This window comes from Haloplanus sp. GCM10025708 (assembly GCF_042663985.1).
Classification (GTDB): domain Archaea; phylum Halobacteriota; class Halobacteria; order Halobacteriales; family Haloferacaceae; genus Salinirarus; species Salinirarus marinus.
This window is the reverse complement of sequence record NZ_JBHSZA010000011.1, coordinates 85,966-104,033: the sequence shown is the minus strand read 5'-3', so window position 1 is coordinate 104,033 and position 18,068 is coordinate 85,966. Positions and strand designations below refer to the sequence as shown.

Here is an 18,068-nt window from a genome sequence, read left to right as displayed (position 1 = left end):
GGTATGGCGAACGTGGAGATTCCGGACGAGCACCCTCGGCGCGACTCGCTGGTGACCCGACACCGCATCGAGGCGGGCGTCGAGAAGGGAATCACCAGCAAGCAGGGCCTCATCGCCGAGGGGCGCGGCGAGGCGTTCGACTACCTCCTCGGCGAACGGACCATCGAGAGCGCCGACGCCGCCGAACGGGCCGCCGCCGCACACCTCCGTCTGGCCGATCACCCCGTCCTCGCGGTGAACGGGAACGTCGCGGCGCTCGTCCCCGGCGAGATCGTCGAACTCGCCGAAGTCACCGGCGCGGACGTCGAGGTGAACATCTTCCACCGGACGGAAGAGCGGATGCAAGCCATCGTCGATCACCTCCACGAACACGGGGCCGAGGCGGTCAAAGGGCTGACCGCCGACGCCCGGATTCCCGGCCTCGAACACGACCGCGCGAAGGTCGACGCGGACGGCATCGCCGACGCCGACGTGGTTCTCGTCCCGCTGGAGGACGGCGACCGAGCGGAGGCGCTCTCCGCCATCGGGAAGATCGAGATCGTCGTCGACCTGAACCCGCTCTCCCGGTCGGCACGGACGGCGGCCGTCCCCGTCGTCGACAACATCGTCCGGGCGATCCCGAACATCACCGCCCACGCGCGCGCTCTCGAAGACGCGGACGAGGCGGAACTGCGGGAGATCGCCGCCGCGTTCGACCCCGACGAGGCGCGAGAGGCGGCCGAGTACGCCATCCGCAGCGGCGTACTCGACTGATCCGAGAGCGCCCGTTCGGTCGGGGCAGTCCGGAGTCGGCGGGGACACTGGCGGAGCGCGACCGCGACGGAGAGGGACGTGCCCGGCGGGGAGCGCCGTCCGGACGGGCGTCCCGGCCTCAGTCGCTCGGGTAGCAACTTTTCCCGGTCGGCGGCGACTCCCAGAGTGGGATGTCAGTGAGCAGCCTCGCAGTCGACCCGATAACAGCACCGCCAGAAGTCCCGATCGGCGACGTCGCTGAGTTGATGTCGACAGAGGAAGTCGGCGACGTCGTCATCGTGAAGGACGACCGGCCGGTCGGCATCGTAACGGACCGGGACATCGCGCTCGCCGTCGCCGAGCACGGCGACATCACCGAGTTGGCCGCCGCCGACGTGATGTCGGAGGACCCGGCGACGGTGTCCGCGGACGCGGACCCCCTCGCGCTTCCCGAAGAGATGGCCGAGGAACGCGTCCGCCGAATCCCGGTCGTCGACGACGGCGAACTCGTGGGGATCGCGACGCTCGACGACCTCGTGGCAACCGTGGGCGAGGAACTCGAGGACGTCGCAACCGTCATCGAGGCGCAGTCGCCGGGCTACTCGCCGTCCTGAAGCGCCGGCGGCGGTCCGCCGGGTAGCCGGTCCCGGTCGTGGGGCCCGGTGAAGTCGACGTCCGGTCCGATCGGGACCAGCCGCTTCGGATTCAGTTCGGCGTGGCTCCGGTAGTAGTGCCGGACGATGTGGTCGACGTTGACCGTCCGCTCGACGCCCGGCAACTGGTACAGTTCCTTCGTGTAGTTCCAGAGGTTCGGATACTCGTGGATCGCGCGGCGGTTACATTTGAAGTGGGTGTGGTAGACGTGGTCGAAGCGGACCAGCGTCGCGAACATGGCGAGGTCCGCCTCCGTGAGGACGTCGCCCGCGAGGTAGCGCTGATCCGCGAGTATCGCCTCCCAGTGGTCGAGCGCGTCGAAGAGCTCCTCGACCGCCCGGTCGTACGCCTCCTGTGACCCGGCGAAGCCGGCGCGGTAGACGCCGTTGTTGATCGGGTCGTAGATGTCGTCGATGACGCGGTCGACCTCGTCGCGGTAGCCCTCGGGGTAGAGGTCCACGTCCCGCGTCGCGTGGCGGTCGAACTCGGTGTCGAGCATCCGCATGATCTCCTCGGACTCGTTGTTGACGATGGTCTCGCGCTCCGTGTCCCAGAGGACGGGCACGGTGACGCGGCCGGTGTAGTCGGGATCGGCCCGGCGATAGATGTCCCGGAGGTACGGGTCGCCGTAGAGCGGGTCGGGCTGTTCCGCGGAGAACTCCCAGCCCTGGTCGTAGCGTTCGGGCTGGACGAGCGACAGCGAGATGGCGTCGTCGAGGCCTTTCAGCGCCCGCGTCAGCGCGGTCCGGTGGGCCCACGGACAGGCCCGGCAGATGTAGAGGTGGTAGCGACCGGCTTCGGCGGGGAACTCGGCGTCCGGGTCGTCGCGTATCCGGTCGCGAAACGCCGTCTCCTGTCGCTGGAACTCGCCGGACTCGTCCGTCGACGGGTCGACGTCGATGCGCCACTCGCCGTCTACGAGCATGTTCGTCACGCGAGAGTCACCTGCATGGTACTCGGCGTTCGGCGGGCGCGAGGATAAGGGTTTGGCGACCGGTCAGAACGAGTCGCGGATCGCGTCGGCGACGTCGGCGGTCACGTCGCGGGGTTGGTCTTCAGCCGGCGTTCCTGGACGAGCGTGTTCTCGACGACGTCGTCGACGTCCTCGACACCCAGACCGAGGGCGGCAAAGGAGGACGGAAGGCCGACGGAGTCGCGGAGTCGGGCGCACTCTTCGACGAGCGCGAGCGCCGCTGTGCGGTCGGTCGTGCCGTCGGCGACGCCGAGTTCGCGAGCGATGGCGGCGTATTCGGCCTCGCGAACGGGGAGGTTGTAGCGCAGGCCGGGTTCGACGGAGGCGGCGAGGCAGTCGCCGTGGGGCGCGCCGGTCATGCCACCGACGGCGCTCGCGAGGGCGTGGACCGCGCCGAGACCGGCGTTCGAGAACGCGAGGCCGGCGAGATGGGAGCCGAGACTCATCGCCCGACGCGCCTCCCGGTCGCCGCCGTCGAAGACGGCGCGTTCGAGCGATCCGTGGACTGCCCGAGCGCGCGCCGGGAGAGCGGCTCGGTGACGGGGTTCGCGCCCTGGTAGGTGATAGGCCGCTCTTCGACCCAGCGGTAGTCGCGGGCGGTGAGCGACTCCAGCGCGTGGACGAACGCGTCGAACCCGGAGCGGGCGGTGACGTCGCGGGGCAGCCCGTAGGTGAGTTCCGGGTCGACGAGCGCCACGTCCGGGCGCAGGCGTTCGTCGCTCACGCCGCGCTTGACGCCTTCGAAGGCGAGCACGGCCGTCTGGGTCGACTGCGAGCCGGTGCCGCTGGTCGTCGGAACGGCGACGAGCGGGACGGGGTCGCCCGGGAGCTTCCCGGTGCCGATCCAGTCGGCCGGGTCGCCGCCGTGGGCGAGGATGGCCGCGACGAGTTTCGCCGTGTCGAGGACGGAGCCGCCGCCGACGGCGACGACGCCGTCGACGTCGAAGGCGTCGACGTCGGCGACGTCGGCGGCCGATGGCTCCGTCGTCGCGTAGTACGTCTCGACGGCCCCGTCGAAGGCCTCGAGGGCGAGAGAGGACGCCCGCGTCGGCGACGCCCTCGTCGGTGACGACCAGCGGGTCGTCGACGCCGAGACGGCCGAGAACGGCCGGTAGCGTCCGGACGACGCCCTCGCCGAACTCGAACTTCGGGGCGGTCAACGACAACTCGTCGGGGGCGATAGCTTCCGCCATGATCACGTCGTTCGGTAGCACGCCCCGACAATGAGCCTGCCGGTTGGGGAAGGAGAACAGTTTTAATGAAGGAGTAATATTACCTAGTGGTATGGCAGAATTCGAGCAGTTCAGTGAAGTCGGAGAAGCGGACGTAACGCGAGCCATCGGCCAGGAGTGGACCGAGGAGTTCATGGATTTCTCGGACAGCGACGTCATCATCGTCGGGGGCGGTCCCTCGGGACTGATGGCGGCGAAGGAACTGTCCGAACGCGGCGTCAAGACGATGGTCGTCGAGAAGAACAACTACCTCGGCGGCGGGTTCTGGCTCGGCGGCTTCCTCATGAACAAGGTGACGGTCCGGTCGCCCGCCGAGTCGGTCCTTGACGAACTCGACGTGGACTACAAACAGTCCCAGGACAGCGAGGGCCTCTACGTCGCCAACGGGCCGGAGGCGTGTTCCGGCCTCATCAAGGCCGCCTGCGACGCCGGCGCGAAGATGCAGAACATGACCGAGTTCACGGACATCGTCATCCGCGAGGACCACCGCGTCGGCGGCATCGTGATGAACTGGACGCCGGTCCACGCCCTGCCCCGGGAGATCACCTGCGTCGACCCCATCGCCGTCGAAGCCGACCTCGTCATCGACGCCACCGGTCACGAGGCCATGGCCGTCAAGAAACTCGACGAGCGCGGCGTCCTCGACGCCCCCGGCATCGAGAGCTCGAAGTCGAACGCCGGCATGGACCAGACCGGCGACGACTCCTACGGCGCGCCCGGTCACGACTCGCCCGGCCACGACTCGATGTGGGTCGGCAAGAGCGAGGACGCCGTCGTCGAACACACCGGTCTCGCCCACGACGGCCTCGTCGTGACGGGGATGGCCACCGCCACCACCTACGGCCTCCCGCGCATGGGACCGACCTTCGGCGCGATGCTCCTCTCGGGCAAGCGCGCCGCACAGGCCGCCATCGACGAACTCGGCGTCGAGGCCGACCCGGTCGAGATGACCACCCGAGCGCCCGCCGACGACTGAGGCGATGGTCGAACGGGTCACGCTGTACCGCGCGCCGACGACCGTCGCGGACGCCGACGCCATCGCCGGCTGGCTCCGCGGCCGCGTCGACGCCGAGGTGGCGGTCCGCGACCGGTTGCTCACCCAGGTTCGGGACGACGACCTGCCGGAGGCGTTCGCCGACGCGCGCGTCCTCTCGCCGTACGACCCGGAGACGGGGAACACGATGCTCGGCATCGTCCGCTACGAGGAGCGCGCCATAGAGAACCCGGACCGCGCCGGCGGCGTCATCTACGACGGCGTCGACGTCCAGCAGGCGCTCAACGCTCGCCTCCCGGCCGACGAGCGCGGCCTCGACCATCTGCACGTCCCCCTCCTCGACCGCGTGCTCGGGACGTGGGGCGACCACGACGGCCGGTGGCACAAGCGGGTGAACGTCCTCGGTCAACCGGCGCTCGTCTCGGTGCCCGGTCTCTACGAAGCGCCGGCGAAGCCCGAGGACTACTACAAGGAACAGCAGCGACACGCCATGCTCTCGGGGGACACGCCGCCGCGCGAGGTGCTCGAATCGCAGGTCGAGGGCGACTTCCTCGTCGAGGACGACCCGCGGACGACCGAGGCCCTGAAGGGGTACGTCCTGCAGGCCGTCCACTACCTCCGCACCGGCGAGGCGTTCTGCGACGACGAGCGCTGTCGGCTCCACAACCCCCACCGGCAACCGGGCGTCGTCGACTCCCAGCTCCGCGATCCGGAGTTCTGTCCGGACCACGCCGAGGCGTACCAGTAGCGCTCAGCCCTCTCGTCGTCCGGAACTCACCCGGACGAAGCCGAACGCCGTCGTCTCGTGGGTCGTCGCGTTACACGACTCCAGAATCTTCCGGTGAGCGGCGGCGACGCGCCGGTCTAACACCCGCGTCGGCGACTCGCCGTGATAGCGCCGCGTTCCCCGCGGCGACGACGCGAGGACGAACGCCCGGAAGAGCGGATTGAGCGCCCCGGCGACGGGGCGCGTACTCCGCGCGAGGTCCAGCAGCGCGATCCAGCCGCCGGGTCGGAGGTGGTCGAGCCACGTTCGCACGGCCTCGCCGGGGTCGGCGAGCATCCCGACGAGGAACGAGGCGAAGACGGCGTCGGCCCTCGCGACGGGCGGGTGCGTGGCGTCGCCGCGAACGACGTGGACGTTCGCCCAGCCCTCGCGGTCGATTCTCGCCCGCGCCCGGGAGAGCATCCCCGCCGTGAGGTCGACGCCGACGACGGTGCCCTCGGGACCGACCGCCTCGCGCAGGGCCGGGAAGTTCGCGCCGGTGCCACAGCCGAGTTCGAGGACGGTGTCGCCCGGCGACGGGTCGAGGGCGTCGACGGCCGCCCCGCGGATTCGTCCGACGCCGGGAGCGTGACTCGCCAGCAGGTCGTAGGGCGTGGCCCACCGCGAGTAGAACTCCTGTGCGGGGCCGGTTCGGGTCACGTCTCAGAGCAGGTCGCGGACGACGCGGGCGACGGTCGGTGCGTCCGGTCCGAGGACGTAGGTGATGGGTTCGATGCCGTAGCCGCCGGTCTGGTAGAGGACGAACGTCTCGTCCGTCGACCGACCTTCGAGGGCGGCGACGATGGAGTCGACGGGTTCGTCGCGTTCGCTCTCCGCGGGCGACGTCCCCTCCACTTCGAACTCGATGGCCTGATAGTCGGCGTCCCGGAGGCGTTCGAGCAGTGCCGGATCGTAGCGGACGTTGACGGCGGCACGGGCGGGAACGCCGCCCGCCCGCGCCGACAGGAGCACCGACGCGACGTGTTCGCTGACGCCGAACTCGGGGTCGCCGGGCACCGTCGCCCGGCCCTTGACGTCGAAGATGCGACCGGGGACGCCCGCGACGTCCTCGATGTCGGTGGCGTCGGGGAGACATTCGACGAGGTTCGATCCGACGTTCGGGACGAGGCCGGCGAATCCGCTCGCGTTGGTGAGCGTCCGGAGGCCGCGACGAACGGAAGAGAGGACGCGTTCGGCCGTCCGGAGCGGGCTGTCCGGGTCGTGGATGCTGAAGCCGCCCTCGTACTCTTCGAGTTCGGGCATCGCCTCCTCGTGGAGCGCCGCCAGCAGGTCGCCGTCCTCCAGTCGGCGGATGAACACCTCGGTCTCGACGAGGGCCTGCACCCGGCTCATGTCGCCGGTGGCGAGGCCCTCGCCGATGCGCTCGACGAGTTCTCGGACGCGCGTGTCGTCCCGGATTTCGGGGCGACTCCCCACCTCGCCGTGGGCGTACTTCGAGACGGCGGACTGGGAGATGCCGAGCGCGTCGGCCACCTCGCGCTGGGTGAAGCCGCGTTCGCGCAGGTCCTCGGCGAGCATCGACCGGAAGGTGGGCAGGAACTCGTCGACGACGACCTCCTCGACGAACTTCATCGGTCGAACTCGGGGTCGTCCCCGATGCGCGAGGCCTGCGGGCCGCGCTGGTCCTGGTATTTCGATCCGCGCGCCGCGCCGTAGGGCCGGTCCGCGGGCGATTTGAGCTCCGTGAAGACGAGTTGCGAGATGCGCATCCCGGGCGTGAGCGCCACCGGGGCGGTGCCGAGGTTCGACAGTTCGAGCGTCACCTGCCCCCGGTAGCCCGGGTCGATGTAGCCCGCCGTCGCGTGGACGACGACGGCGAGGCGACCGAGCGACGACCGCCCCTCGACGTTGGCGACGAGGTCGGCCGGCACCTCGACGCGCTCTTTGGTCGTCCCGAGGACGAAGTCGCCGGGGTGGAGGATGAACTCGTCGCCGTCGTCGACGACGGTCTCGGTGATGTAGTCGCTTATCTCCTCCTCGCGGTTGGGGTGGATACAGGAGATGTTCGTCCGCTGGAACTCGAGGAACTCCTCGCCGAGGCGGAGGTCCACGCTCGCCGGCTGGACCTGCTGGGCCACGTCGTCGAGGGGGTCGATGACGAGCGACCCCGATTCGAGGCGAGAGAGGATGTCCGCGTCCGAGAGTATCATACGCGAGAGGGAGGGGCCGGAGGATAAAAATTCCCTGTCTGAGCGACGAGAGGAGCAGGTACTTTACGCCGGCCGCCCGCACCACGGATATGAAACAGGCAATCGTCGCGCGCGCGGACCTCGGGATGGGCGAGGGGAAACTCGCTGCACAGGTCGCCCACGCCTCGCTGTCCGCCTACGAGGACGCCAGCGAACCGACCCGCAAGGCGTGGAAAGGGGAAGGACAGAAGAAAGTCGTGCTGAAGGTGAACGGGGAGGCCGCCGTCTTCGAACTCGCGGACGACGCCGAACGCGAGGGACTACCCCACGCCGTCGTCCGCGACGCGGGCCACACGCAGCTCGAACCGGGGACGGTGACGGCCCTCGCCGTCGGTCCGGGCGACGACGACGTCGTGGACCGCGTGACGGGCGATCTCTCGCTGTACTGAACCGCAGGGCGCTGTGTCGATTCCCGCAGCGCGCGAACGCGGGGCCGGTTTGAAGCCGTTTGGGCGTGAACGTCGGGAGCGATGACGCTCTTGCAAACCGGGAACGGGGAGGTAGCGACGGTCGCGCTCGCGCTCGCGTACCTCGCGGTCACCGTCGGCGCACTCGTCCTGCTCTACTCACTGTACGGCTACGTCAGGGGATTGCTCGCGGACACCTACCGCGAGCGGTGGTGGTATCTCGGCGCCGGCGTCGGCGCGGCCGTCGTCTACGGCGTCGCGGGACTGGCCGACGTCGTCGCGTCGGTCCCGGGAGCCCCCGAGTTCCAGGTCGGGGCGATGTTGTTTTTCTTCCTCTTTCTCGCCTTCGGCGTCCGCGACCTCTACTCGCTGGAGCGCGGCGAGGAGAGCCCCGTCCCGTCGTGGGGTCCCTACGTCGTCCTCGGCGGATTCATCGTCGCCTGGTGGGTCGGTTACGCCCTCGACGCGGGCGCGTTCGTCCACGCCGTCGAGACGGTCGGCCTCACCGTCGCCACCAGCTACACCATCGTCTACGCGGTGCTGACCGTCCGCGTCGAGGAGGGGACGAGCATCGCCGCCGTCGTCCGGCATCTCCTCCCGGCGCTGGTCTGTTTCGCGGGCGTCGTCCTCGCCGAGCAACTCGGGCAGTACACGGGCGTCTCGCCCGCCGTCGTCACGGCCATCGAACTCGTCGGCACCGTCCTCGTCGGCGCGTTCCTCTTTACCACCGCCGTCGCCATCGAACAGCAGGGCGGCGAGGTGCGCCGGATGTACGACCGGACGACCTGGCGCGGCGAGTCGCTCTGAAAACGCGTTCCCCCGAGCGGCGGTCACGCCGGGCGGCCCGCGTCGACAGTCGCTCCTGGCCAGCGCGCGACGTCGTCGAGCTCCGCGCGTTCGGCCATCATCGACGCGGCGGTCTCCGCCCAGTCGCCCCAGACGAACCCCACGCCGACGACGGCCGCCCAGCACGCGTACGAGAGGACGACGCCGAGGTAGACGCCGGGGAGGCCGTAGCCGAGGGCGACGCCGGCGACGTAGGAGACGCCGACCATGAAGAGGAACGCGCCGAGCAGGCGGGCGTAGAACGGAGTCCGCGTGTCGCCCGCGCCCCGGAGCGCCCCGGCGAGCGGGAAGAAAACCCCGAAAAAGAGCATCGAGACGCCGAAGGCCCGGGTGAACGACACCGCGTATTCGGCCGTCGTGCGGTCGTCCGTGAACACCGACACCAGTTGCTCGGCCCCGACGAACAGGACCACGCCGGCCGCGCTCAGCGTGAGGAGGCTGAATCCGAGGATGGCCGTCGCGGCGTACCGGGCCGCGTCGGCGTCGCCGTCACCCAACCGCTGACCGACGACGATGCTCGTGACCGTGCCCAGCGACCGGTACAGCGGCCCCGTGAGTTGCTGGTAGATGCGGCGGCCGATGTGGTAGGCGGCGACGGCCTCCGTACCGAACACCAGCAACAGGGCGTTGAACGGGAAGTTCGCCAGCGACGTGCTCATCCCCTCCGCGAACGTCGGAACGCTCACCGCGACGAGCTGGCGCGTGAGTCTGAGGTCCCGCGGGCGGGAGAACGAGAGGGGCGTCCACCCGCTCGCGATCGCGCCGGTGACCGCGAGCGCCTCGAACAGACGACTGACCGCGGTTGCGACGCCGACTCCGAGGATGCCGAGTCGCGGCACGACACCGATTCCGAGTCCGAGGCTCACCGTGAGAGCGACGTTCAGGACGTTGGCACCGCCGTTGACGAGCATCGGCGTCCGCGTGTCGCCGGCCCCCTGGAGCGCGCGCGCACCGACCAGGCCGACGATTCGCATCGGCGACGCGGCGAAGACGACGAGCAGGTAGGTCCCTCCCAGTTCGACGACGGTCGGTTCGGCTCCGAGCAGGCCGATGAGCGGGCGGCCGAACAGCAGGCCGACGGCGACGAGCGGGAGGCCACAGAGCGCGCCGATGAGAAGCGCCTGCGTGATGGCGCGGTTCCGAGTGTGGCCCGCCCCGCGGCCCGTGTCCTGGCTGGAGAGCGCGATCGCGCCGGCACCGAACCCCAGACCGACCCGGAGCGGGATCTGCGCGTAGAGGTCGGCGAGGCCGATCGCGGCGACGGCCGCCGGCGAGAAGAGGCCGGTGACGACGATGTCGACCGTCCGCATCAACGTCGTGAAGGTCTGCTGGACGGCGATCGGCCAGCCCAGCGCGACCATCCGTCGCCAGATGGAAGCGAGGCGGTCCGGAACCCGGAGCATCTCCTACATCGGACGGGGAGCGGCGGTAACAAAACGAGGGAAGGAGCAAGGGTGTCGGGGTTCGGAGCGGCGAGGCGGTCGCGCGGATCGTCGGACGAGTCGCCTAAACCGCTCCGCCCCGAACAGCGACCGATGCGCGAGGCACACCCGCTGGAACGGCAGGTCGGGATGGAGTACTACGTGAGCGACGCCGACGGCGTCGGCGGCCACCTCCGCGACGAACCCGCGGACTTCCGCGTGCGCGAACTCGAACGCGTCGACCCGGAACCCCTCGACGCGGACCCGGGCGCGTACGCACACCTGCTCCTGCGCGTCACCCTCCGAGGGTGGGACACCAACGACTTCGCCGCCCGCATCTCGGACGCGCTGGGCATCTCCCGCGAGCGCGTCTCGTGGGCGGGCACGAAGGACAAACACGCCGTGACGACACAGCTGTTCACCGTCCGCGGCGTCGCGCCGGACGACCTGCCCGAAATCCGCGACGCCGACGTCGAGGCCGTTGGGCGGGTGGGTCGCGCCCTCGAGTTCGGTGACCTCGCGGGCAACGCCTTCGACGTCCGGGTGCGCGACCCCGACTGTCCGGAGTGTGCCGACGACGTGACCGCCGATCTGCGCGCGTTCGTCGACGGGGAGGCGGCCGTCCCCAACTACTTCGGCCAGCAGCGGTTCGGCAGTCGCCGACCCGTCACCCACGAGGTGGGCCTGCACGTCGTCCGCGGCGAGTGGCGGGGGCCGTCCTCGCGTACGTCGGCAACCCCGCCGAGACGGAACCCGACGAGACGCGGGCGGCCCGCGCGTTCGCCGACGACCAAGCCGCGAGCGACGACCCCGACTGGTCGCTCGCTCTCGACGAGATGCCGCGCTATCTCGGCTACGAGCGGTCGATGCTCCACCGACTCGACGAACGGGAGGCCACGGACGACCCCGCGGACTTTCGCTACGCGCTCGAAGCGGTCCCCTCGAACCTCCAGCGGATGTTCGTCAACGCCGCGCAGTCGTACCTCTTCAACCGCGTCCTGAGCGAGCGACTCCGGCGTGGCCTCCCCTTCCATCGTCCAGTCGCGGGCGACGTGGTCTGTTTCGCCGATCGCGACGCCCCGGAAGGGCTGGTCGTCCCCGACGTGGACCGGCGTCAGCGCGCGACCGACGACCGGGTGGACGTCCTGCGCCGCCACTGCGACCGCGGGCGGGCGTTCGTCACCGCACCGCTGATCGGCACCGAGACCGAACTCGGCGACGGCGAACCCGGGGACATCGAACGCGGGGTCCTCGCCGACGTCGGCGTCGATCCCGGCGACTTCGCCCTCCCCGGCAACTTCGACTCCTCGGGGACCCGCCGGGCGATACTCGTCCGCCCGGACGTCGAGGTGACGGACGACCCGCTCCGGTTTTCCTTCTCGCTGCCCTCGGGGAGTTACGCCACCGTCGTGCTCCGGGAGTATCTCAAGATCGACCCGCTCGACCTCTAACCCACCGGTCACGTCCGCTCGACCGCGTATCCGAGAAGCAGCGCCGGCACGCCGACGACGGCGGCGGCGAAGGCCCCGCCGACGGCGAGGACGACGGCCAGGCCGTACAGCGTCCCGCCGGAGGAAAACAGTGGAAACTGGACGGCGAGGACGAGCGCGAGCGCCGTGCCGGCGACGGCGAGACCGCGACGCAGGTCGTCCCGGGCCGCGGCGTAACCGACGGCGAGCGTCGCGTACACCGGGAGCGCGGGCAGGACGTGCCGGACGATTCGGGCGTGGGGCGGGAACGCCACGGCGTCGGCGACCTGCGTCGCCTGCAGGGCGGCCGCGACGCCGACGGCGACGACGAACGCGCCGCCGACCAGCGCGGTGACGCCGGCGAGCGAGAGGCGTCGCCGAACCGCCGGATGGCCGGCTGCCCCGAGGACCGCGACGCCGACGCCGGCCGCGAACAGGGCGGGCGAGGAACTCCCGAGCAGCGAGAGCGCCCCGGCGTAGAGCGGATGCGCGGCGAGCAGGAGGCCGATCCCGACCACGAGAGACGCCAGCGGCTCCGGGCCGCGCTCCCCGACGCCCGTCCGGCCGGCGGCCCACGCGACGGCCGCGACGACGCCGAGGTAGACGGAGAGCGGAACGGCGACCAGCAACAGGAGGTTTCGCGCGACGACGTCGCCGACGGCGGCGGCGACGGCGACGAAACTCGTGAGCGGTGTGACGAGTCCGCCCTCGGGAACGAGCGTCACGAACGGGCCGTCGCCGTGCGAGTCGAAGCTGGTGAGCGTCATCTCGCGACCCTCGACCGACGCGCCGGAAAGCGCGCGGTCGACGACCCGTCCCTCGGGCGCGACCAGCGTCAGGCGGTCGGCACCGAGGCCGTCGTAGTCGCGCCCGACGTCGTCGCGGAAGTAGGTCACGAGGAGGACGTTTCCGGGGGCGTCTCGGGCGAAGTCGGGCGTGCGATAGCGAATCGTCACGGTCCGTTCGTCGACCGACGCGCGCACCGCCTCGGCCTCGCGGGCGGCCAGCGAGTCGGCGGCGACGCGGTCGACGAGCGCCGCGTCGTCGCGGAACCGTTCGGCCGCGGCCTCGTCGACGCGGTTCTCGACGGTCCACGAGGCGGAGCCGTTTCCGTGGACGCGGACGTGGGCGGTGCTGTGGCGGATCTCCAGGTCGACGCCGTGACCGCGGGCGGCGGAGACGAAGGGCCGGTCGCAGGGCCCACAGACGGGGACGGGTCGCGGACTCGCGGTCGCGACGGCCGACGTCGCGAGGAGGACGACGAAAAGGGAGAGGACGATCTTTCGCGGAGCCATGCGGACGCGTGTCGCGGCGGCCGGTAAGTGTCTTCCCCGGAAAGCGGCGCGAACGGACGGACTTATCCGGGGGACGGCTTTCCTCGGATATGGAGTGTCGGCGGTGTGGGTCCCCGCTCGAAAAGCCGGGCGACTACTGTCTGGTCTGTCACACCGCCAACTGCGACGCCGTCGTCGGCGAGTTCGCGCGCGACCGGGCGACGCTGACGATGCTGTCCGAGGAGACGGTCGTCGGCGAGACGACGGTGACGACGGTCCCTGAGACGGGCGACGAAACGGAGGTGGTGGAACTCCGAAACTTCGCCGGCCTCGTCGCCGACGAGATCCGGCGCAAGCGCCCGGAGACCGTGTACGCGGCGGGGGACCGCGAAGTCATCCGCGAGACGCGGGCGCAACTGCATTACGAGTTCTACCGCGTCGACGGACAGGACCCCGTGGCGTCGGTCATCGACCGTCGCGGGGAACGGGCGCTGGAGGTGGTCGAGACGCCGCCGCGCGAGAAACTCGGTGGGCGACACACGACGCTCATCGGCGGCCGCCCCGGCCGGCGGGCCATCGGCACCGTCGCCGAGCATCCGCACGTGAAGAAGATCGTCCCCGGCCCCATCGACGCGGGCGGAACGGGATCGCAGTCGGGGTTGCGGGCGAAAGTCACCCGCGCCGACGACAACGGCAACGTCCGCCTCCTCCTCCGCGACGGGTCGAGCGTTCAGGAGAACCGCGTCGTGACGACGGCGATGGACCGCGAGACGGGCGAACGCGTCCGTGACGATCTGAACGAGGCGCTGGCGGCGGCGGAGTTGCAGTAGCGGCTCCGCACGAACGCGACTCGTAGGGTTTATGCGTCCGCTGGCGGTACGAAACGGTACTATGGCCGAGAACAAGGCACGACAGACCGGGAGCGCCGGTCGCTTCGGCGCGCGCTACGGCCGGGTGGCCCGCCGCCGCGTCAAGGAGATCGAAGCGGAGATGCACGACGCGACGGTCGACGGCGACGACGTGACTCGCGTCGGGACGGGTATCTGGCGAAACGAATCGACGGGCGAACTCTTCACCGGCGGCGCGTACCGCCCCGAGACCCCCGGCGGACGCACCGTCCAACGGTCGATTCGCGCCGCCCTCGCGGGCGACGAAGAAGAGCAAGGATGAGCTACAAGTGCTCCCGCTGTAAGCGCGACGTGGAACTCGACGAGTACGGCGGCGTGCGCTGTCCGTACTGCGGGCACCGCGTCCTGTTGAAAGAGCGCGCGCCCACCATCAAGGAAGTCGACGTTCGGTAGCGCGTGACCGACGCCGAGCGTACTCACGCGGTTTCTCTCGATTTCGACTACGACGACGAGCGACGCGCCCGCATCGTCGAGCGGAGCGTCCGCGTCGAAGTCAGCGAGATCGCCGACAGTCGGTCCGAAGCGTCGGTGGCGCGACACGGCCGAACCGTCACCGTCGCCGTCGACGCCGCGGACCTCGTTGCGCTCCGCGCCGGCGTGAACACCTGGACGCGTCTCGTCGCCGTCGCCGAGGAGCTAACGTAGGTCGTCTCGATCCGCGGACGCGGCCGCCTCGTCACGGGACGTGGGCGACGCGACCGGAATACGGGGCTTTTTCACGTCGGGACTCCACGCTTCGATCATGCAAGGGAACCTCCCGCCGGAAGCACAGGAGAAACTCGAGGAACTGCAGGACCTCCAGCAGACGGCCCAGAAAGTCGCCGCCCAGAAACAGCAGGCCGAGACGACGCTGAAGGAGTCCCAGACGGCGCTGGACGCCCTCGAGGACATCGACGAGGAGACGACGATGTACCGCGAGGTCGGCGAACTGCTCGTCGAGACGGAGTACGACGAGGCCTACGACGACCTCGAGGACAAGGTCGACTCGCTCGAAGTCCGCGTCGAGCAGCTGTCCAAACAGGAAGAGCGCGTCCGCGAGCAGTTCGAGAGCCTCCAGTCCGAACTCCAGCAGATGCTGCAGGGGGCGCGGGCGGCGCGGGCGGCGGTCCGATGGGACCGGGCGGCGCCGGCGGCGCGTAAGATGCCGACCGACGAAGAGGTCGTACAGACGGCCGCCGAGGCCGCCGAAGGCGTCATCTTCGACTACTACAAACAGTCTGCGGTCCGCGACTTCGACGTGACCGTCACGTTCGAGGAAGGCGTCCTCGACGTCGACGTCTACCTGAACGCCCCGGACGCCGTCGAACGCGACTCGACGGGCCAACAGTCGACGTCCGCTGACGCCGTCGCCGACGAGGCGGCACAGGCGGCCCGCGACGCCGTCGACGACCTGTTCGCGGACTCGTGACTTCTCGCGCTTTCGAAGCGCTCCGGCGACACATCTAAGCCGTTCTGTGGCATACGTTACCATATGGCTTCCTCACAGGAGCCGGGGGCGTCCGCGTTCGACCGACTCAGGTCCCACTACGCCGACTCCAGAGCGTCCTGTCCCGAGTGTGGCCACGAGGACACCGAGGGCGGGTGGCGCGTCACCACCTCCGGGAGCCGGGTCAGCTACCAGCGCGTCTGTCCGAGCTGTGGCGCGGTGGACGCGCTCGAACTCCGCCTCTCAGGCGAACAAGAAGACGAAGACGCTCACTGCCATCGCCGCGAAGGTGACGGCCGCAGCGAGTGCGCCGCCCATCGACACGACGGCGTTTGCGTGGCTGGCGAGCGTCTCCGTCCGGTCGTTACCGAACACCGTCACTTCGGCCTGTTCGGTGGCGAGCGCCGCCGTGACGGGTTCGCGGTCCGCCAGCGCCTCGTCGACGAGGCGGCGGATCACGGCCAGCAGTTCGTCGTGGTCGATGGCCGCGCCGACCTGATTGTCCGCCTCCACGGTGTTGACGACGTGCGTATCGGTGGTCATCACCTCCGCGACGTCGACCGGGCCGTCGGTCATCGTCGAGACGACGCGTTCGCGCAGCCCGGGGACCATGTTGTTGCCGTCGACGAGGACGTAGGCGGTGGTCTGTCCCAGCACGTCGGTGACGCCGACGCGGATGCCGAGGGGGCCGATGCCGTCGCGGGGCTCCCACTCCGTACGGTCCCAGGCGGTGCCGAGACGGAGGGGGCCGCGTTCGGCTTCCGTGAGCGCTTCGCCCGCCTCTCCGGCGGCCCGAATCATGTCGAGGGCGCGTCGGCTCCCGGGCGTGACGTGGCCGAGGTCGTCGCCCTGGAGGCCGTCGTTGGAGTTGTGGGCGTCCACGAGGAGGACGTCGTCGAGGCCGGCAGTGCGGGCTTCCGTCGCCGCCGAGCGACCGACGCCGAACTCCACGTCGTCGGCGAACCCCGGCGCGTACGTCGAGACGAGGAGGGCGTCGTCGCCGAAGGCCTGGCCGAGTATCTTCGCCTCCCCCGACTGCGTGCGGACGCTCCGGGTCGCCTCCGCGGTGTATTCGAGGCGTTCCTCCGCGGCGTCGGCCGCCTCGAGGATGGCGTCGACCTCGCGTTCGGTGACGAGGTTGAAGTCGTGTCCGGCGGTGGCGTGGGGCGGGAAGGCGAGGCCGTCGGTGCGGGCGGCGACGCGGATGGGGAAGTGACCGCCGCCAATCTCACCCATCGGCCCGGGGTGGATCATCGGCAGGACGAACTCGGCCTTCTGGGTGCCGTCCTCGCGGCGAAAGGAGAGCACCGTCACCGGGACGACGGCTTCCTCGCCGAGTTTCTCGAAGAAGTCCTCGAGTTCGCGGGACCCCTCGGCGACGTGGCCGACGAACCCGCGGATGAAATCCAGCATCGAGACGCCGAGGCTCTGTCGCCACGGCCGGTCGACGACGCGGACGAAGGTGTAGACGCCGCCGGCGTAGATGAGACAGGTCACCCCGAGCAGGACGAAGTGGTCCGCCCCGATGATCAGGAGTTCGGGGGAGCCTGTTCGGCGCGCGCGAGATACGGCATCAGATACGCCTGCAGGAGCGTGCCGCCGACTTCGAGGAATCGGAGCGTCCCGCTGTAGACGAACAGGAGCAGGGCCGAGGCGAGCGTCTGGATGCTCGCCGGGATGGCGGCGATGGGGAGCGACGACCGGGAGACGGCCATGACCACGAGCAGCCGGAAGGCGAAAATCGACGCCAGCGCGATGACGAGGGCATCGTAGACGAACGTCTGATCCAGGGGCGTCAGGACGGCGACGATACCGGCCCCGGTGACGATGACGACGACGATGAGTTCGCAGGCCAGCGCCAGGAGCGACGACCGGTTCGGCGTGAGCTTGCCGCCGACGAGGCGATCGACGCCGGTCGTCCCGAGACTGGCGACGACGGTCGGCAGGCCGATGAAGAAGATGCCCTCCCACGCGTCCTTGCCGAGAAAGAGCAACCCCCGCCACGTCGCGGGGTCGCGTCCCGAATCGAAGGCGGCGACGCCGGCCATCGCGGCGACGACGAGGGCGAACGCGAGACTCGAGTACCAGTTCGGGGCCGTGAAGATGAATCGCGAGAGCCCCGCGAGGTCGCTCTGGGTCGTCGTCATGGGTCAGCGGTTGGTAACGGGGCGTCGTAAAACCACCCAGTTAGCGCCGGGCACAGAGGTCGATGAAGTTCTCGAACAGCTCGTCGCCGCGCTCGGTGTGGGCCACCTCGGGGTGCCACTGGACGCCGTAGAGGTCGCGATCCGCGTCGCTCATCGCCTCGATGTCGCAGACGTCGCTCGTCGCCGTGTGCGTGAACCCGTCGGGGAGTTCCTTCACCTCGTCGGCGTGACTCGCCCACACCCGCGTCTCGGGGGCGAGCGATCCAACCACGGGGTCGTCGGCGTCCAGGATCTCGACGTCGATGTCGGCGTAGCCGCCGTAGTCGCCGTCGCCAACGCGGCCGCCGAGTTCGTCGGCGATGATCTGCATCCCGAGACAGACGCCGAGGACGGGCACGTCGAGGTCGAGATACTCCGCACACCGGCCGATGCGGTCGATGGCCGGGCCGCCCGAGAGGACGAGTCCGTCGGCGTCGAGTTCGTCCGGCGGCGTCGTGTTGTCCACGACGTCGGTGTCGACGCCCGCGTCCCGGAGCGTCCGGCCTTCGAGATGGGTGAACTGGCCGTGGTTGTCGATGACGACGATTCGGGTCATTGACGTGTGGTAGC

Annotated in this window: 19 protein-coding genes and 5 pseudogenes; 15 read left to right on the top strand and 9 right to left on the bottom strand. The window is 70.1% G+C overall.

Annotated features, from left to right (window positions below; genetic code table 11):
* Positions 1 to 3: 3 nt before the first annotated feature.
* A complete protein-coding gene (locus ACFQJD_RS03510) occupies positions 4 to 753 on the top strand; it encodes a 4-phosphopantoate--beta-alanine ligase (protein ID WP_379796189.1) in 750 nt (249 codons plus the stop codon).
* A 170-nt stretch (positions 754 to 923) separates the two neighbouring features.
* Positions 924 to 1,346 (top strand): CBS domain-containing protein, encoded by a 423-nt coding sequence (locus ACFQJD_RS03505; RefSeq protein ID WP_379796187.1) that lies wholly within the window; start codon positions 924 to 926, stop codon positions 1,344 to 1,346.
* On the opposite strand, the gene ACFQJD_RS03500 is transcribed toward ACFQJD_RS03505, so the two are convergent.
* On the bottom strand, positions 1,331 to 2,311 hold the full coding sequence (locus ACFQJD_RS03500; protein ID WP_379796185.1) for a glutathione S-transferase family protein: 981 nt from the start codon (positions 2,309 to 2,311) through the stop codon (positions 1,331 to 1,333). The genes ACFQJD_RS03505 and ACFQJD_RS03500 overlap by 16 nt on opposite strands.
* Before the next feature lie 110 nt (positions 2,312 to 2,421).
* Positions 2,422 to 3,263, bottom strand: a pseudogene (locus ACFQJD_RS03495) (iron-containing alcohol dehydrogenase family protein); the annotation flags it as partial.
* Positions 3,264 to 3,424: 161 nt separating this feature from the next.
* On the opposite strand from ACFQJD_RS03495, the gene ACFQJD_RS03490 reads away from it, so the two are divergent.
* Genes ACFQJD_RS03490 through ACFQJD_RS03480 form a run of 3 tightly spaced genes read left to right on the top strand, consistent with a single transcriptional unit; the run spans position 3,425 to position 5,333 of the window.
* Positions 3,425 to 3,586, top strand: coding sequence for a hypothetical protein (locus ACFQJD_RS03490; RefSeq protein ID WP_379796184.1), 162 nt, complete (start codon positions 3,425 to 3,427; stop codon positions 3,584 to 3,586).
* Between the two features lie 57 nt (positions 3,587 to 3,643).
* Complete coding sequence (locus tag ACFQJD_RS03485; RefSeq protein WP_379796182.1) at positions 3,644 to 4,567, top strand: sulfide-dependent adenosine diphosphate thiazole synthase; 924 nt, start codon at positions 3,644 to 3,646, stop codon at positions 4,565 to 4,567.
* A gap of 4 nt (positions 4,568 to 4,571) precedes the next feature.
* Positions 4,572 to 5,333 (top strand): DUF7001 family protein, encoded by a 762-nt coding sequence (locus ACFQJD_RS03480; RefSeq protein ID WP_379796180.1) that lies wholly within the window; start codon positions 4,572 to 4,574, stop codon positions 5,331 to 5,333.
* A gap of 3 nt (positions 5,334 to 5,336) precedes the next feature.
* Here ACFQJD_RS03480 and ACFQJD_RS03475 read toward each other — a convergent pair whose 3' ends face one another.
* From ACFQJD_RS03475 to dcd, 3 genes are read right to left on the bottom strand one after another with little or no spacing between them, the layout of a single operon-like run.
* Positions 5,337 to 6,011: a class I SAM-dependent methyltransferase gene (locus ACFQJD_RS03475; RefSeq protein ID WP_379796178.1), complete on the bottom strand. Its 675-nt coding sequence runs from the start codon at positions 6,009 to 6,011 to the stop codon at positions 5,337 to 5,339.
* Between the two features lie 3 nt (positions 6,012 to 6,014).
* Entirely contained in the window at positions 6,015 to 6,944 is a 930-nt protein-coding gene (locus ACFQJD_RS03470; RefSeq protein WP_379796176.1) for a thiamine-phosphate synthase family protein, read from the bottom strand.
* Positions 6,941 to 7,522, bottom strand: coding sequence for a dCTP deaminase (dcd, locus tag ACFQJD_RS03465; protein ID WP_379796174.1), 582 nt, complete (start codon positions 7,520 to 7,522; stop codon positions 6,941 to 6,943). The genes ACFQJD_RS03470 and dcd overlap by 4 nt, the downstream gene beginning before the upstream one ends.
* An 89-nt stretch (positions 7,523 to 7,611) precedes the next feature.
* Between dcd and pth2 the strand changes: the two genes are divergently transcribed.
* Positions 7,612 to 7,950 carry a peptidyl-tRNA hydrolase Pth2 gene (pth2, locus tag ACFQJD_RS03460; RefSeq protein WP_379796172.1) on the top strand — a complete coding sequence of 113 codons (339 nt, stop codon included), beginning with the start codon at positions 7,612 to 7,614 and terminating at the stop codon, positions 7,948 to 7,950.
* Positions 7,951 to 8,031: 81 nt separating this feature from the next.
* A complete protein-coding gene (locus ACFQJD_RS03455; RefSeq protein WP_379796171.1) occupies positions 8,032 to 8,775 on the top strand; it encodes a hypothetical protein in 744 nt (247 codons plus the stop codon).
* Between the two features lie 23 nt (positions 8,776 to 8,798).
* Here ACFQJD_RS03455 and ACFQJD_RS03450 read toward each other — a convergent pair whose 3' ends face one another.
* Positions 8,799 to 10,217 carry an MATE family efflux transporter gene (locus ACFQJD_RS03450; RefSeq protein WP_379796169.1) on the bottom strand — a complete coding sequence of 473 codons (1,419 nt, stop codon included), beginning with the start codon at positions 10,215 to 10,217 and terminating at the stop codon, positions 8,799 to 8,801.
* 132 nt (positions 10,218 to 10,349) lie between these two features.
* Here ACFQJD_RS03450 and truD point away from each other — a divergent pair.
* Positions 10,350 to 11,686: pseudogene (gene truD / locus ACFQJD_RS03445) on the top strand (tRNA pseudouridine(13) synthase TruD).
* An 8-nt stretch (positions 11,687 to 11,694) separates the two neighbouring features.
* Here truD and ACFQJD_RS03440 read toward each other — a convergent pair.
* The gene (locus tag ACFQJD_RS03440; RefSeq protein WP_379796167.1) at positions 11,695 to 12,999 is read right to left on the bottom strand and encodes a hypothetical protein; all 1,305 of its coding nucleotides are present in this window, start codon (positions 12,997 to 12,999) and stop codon (positions 11,695 to 11,697) included.
* 89 nt (positions 13,000 to 13,088) lie between these two features.
* Between ACFQJD_RS03440 and ACFQJD_RS03435 the strand changes: the two genes are divergently transcribed.
* The 7 genes and pseudogenes from ACFQJD_RS03435 to ACFQJD_RS03405 form a co-directional block, all read left to right on the top strand.
* Complete coding sequence (locus ACFQJD_RS03435; protein WP_379796165.1) at positions 13,089 to 13,808, top strand: DUF2103 domain-containing protein; 720 nt, start codon at positions 13,089 to 13,091, stop codon at positions 13,806 to 13,808.
* A 61-nt stretch (positions 13,809 to 13,869) separates the two neighbouring features.
* A complete protein-coding gene (locus ACFQJD_RS03430) occupies positions 13,870 to 14,148 on the top strand; it encodes a 50S ribosomal protein L37ae (RefSeq protein WP_379796163.1) in 279 nt (92 codons plus the stop codon).
* Positions 14,145 to 14,279 (top strand): DNA-directed RNA polymerase subunit P, encoded by a 135-nt coding sequence (locus ACFQJD_RS03425; RefSeq protein WP_379796161.1) that lies wholly within the window; start codon positions 14,145 to 14,147, stop codon positions 14,277 to 14,279. Before ACFQJD_RS03430 ends, ACFQJD_RS03425 begins: the two co-directional genes overlap by 4 nt.
* 3 nt (positions 14,280 to 14,282) lie before the next feature.
* The gene (locus ACFQJD_RS03420) at positions 14,283 to 14,531 is read left to right on the top strand and encodes a KEOPS complex subunit Pcc1 (RefSeq protein ID WP_379796159.1); all 249 of its coding nucleotides are present in this window, start codon (positions 14,283 to 14,285) and stop codon (positions 14,529 to 14,531) included.
* 97 nt (positions 14,532 to 14,628) lie between these two features.
* A pseudogene (locus ACFQJD_RS03415) lies at positions 14,629 to 15,026 on the top strand (prefoldin subunit beta).
* A gap of 1 nt (position 15,027) precedes the next feature.
* Complete coding sequence (locus ACFQJD_RS03410) at positions 15,028 to 15,294, top strand: DUF3194 domain-containing protein (protein ID WP_379796158.1); 267 nt, start codon at positions 15,028 to 15,030, stop codon at positions 15,292 to 15,294.
* 63 nt (positions 15,295 to 15,357) lie between these two features.
* Positions 15,358 to 15,555 (top strand): annotated as a pseudogene (locus ACFQJD_RS03405) (HVO_0649 family zinc finger protein); the annotation flags it as partial.
* On the opposite strand, the pseudogene ACFQJD_RS03400 reads toward ACFQJD_RS03405, so the two are convergent.
* Positions 15,556 to 17,459 (bottom strand): annotated as a pseudogene (locus tag ACFQJD_RS03400) (DUF2070 family protein).
* A gap of 40 nt (positions 17,460 to 17,499) precedes the next feature.
* Positions 17,500 to 18,054, bottom strand: coding sequence for a GMP synthase subunit A (locus ACFQJD_RS03395; protein WP_379796156.1), 555 nt, complete (start codon positions 18,052 to 18,054; stop codon positions 17,500 to 17,502).
* Positions 18,055 to 18,068 lie beyond the last annotated feature (14 nt).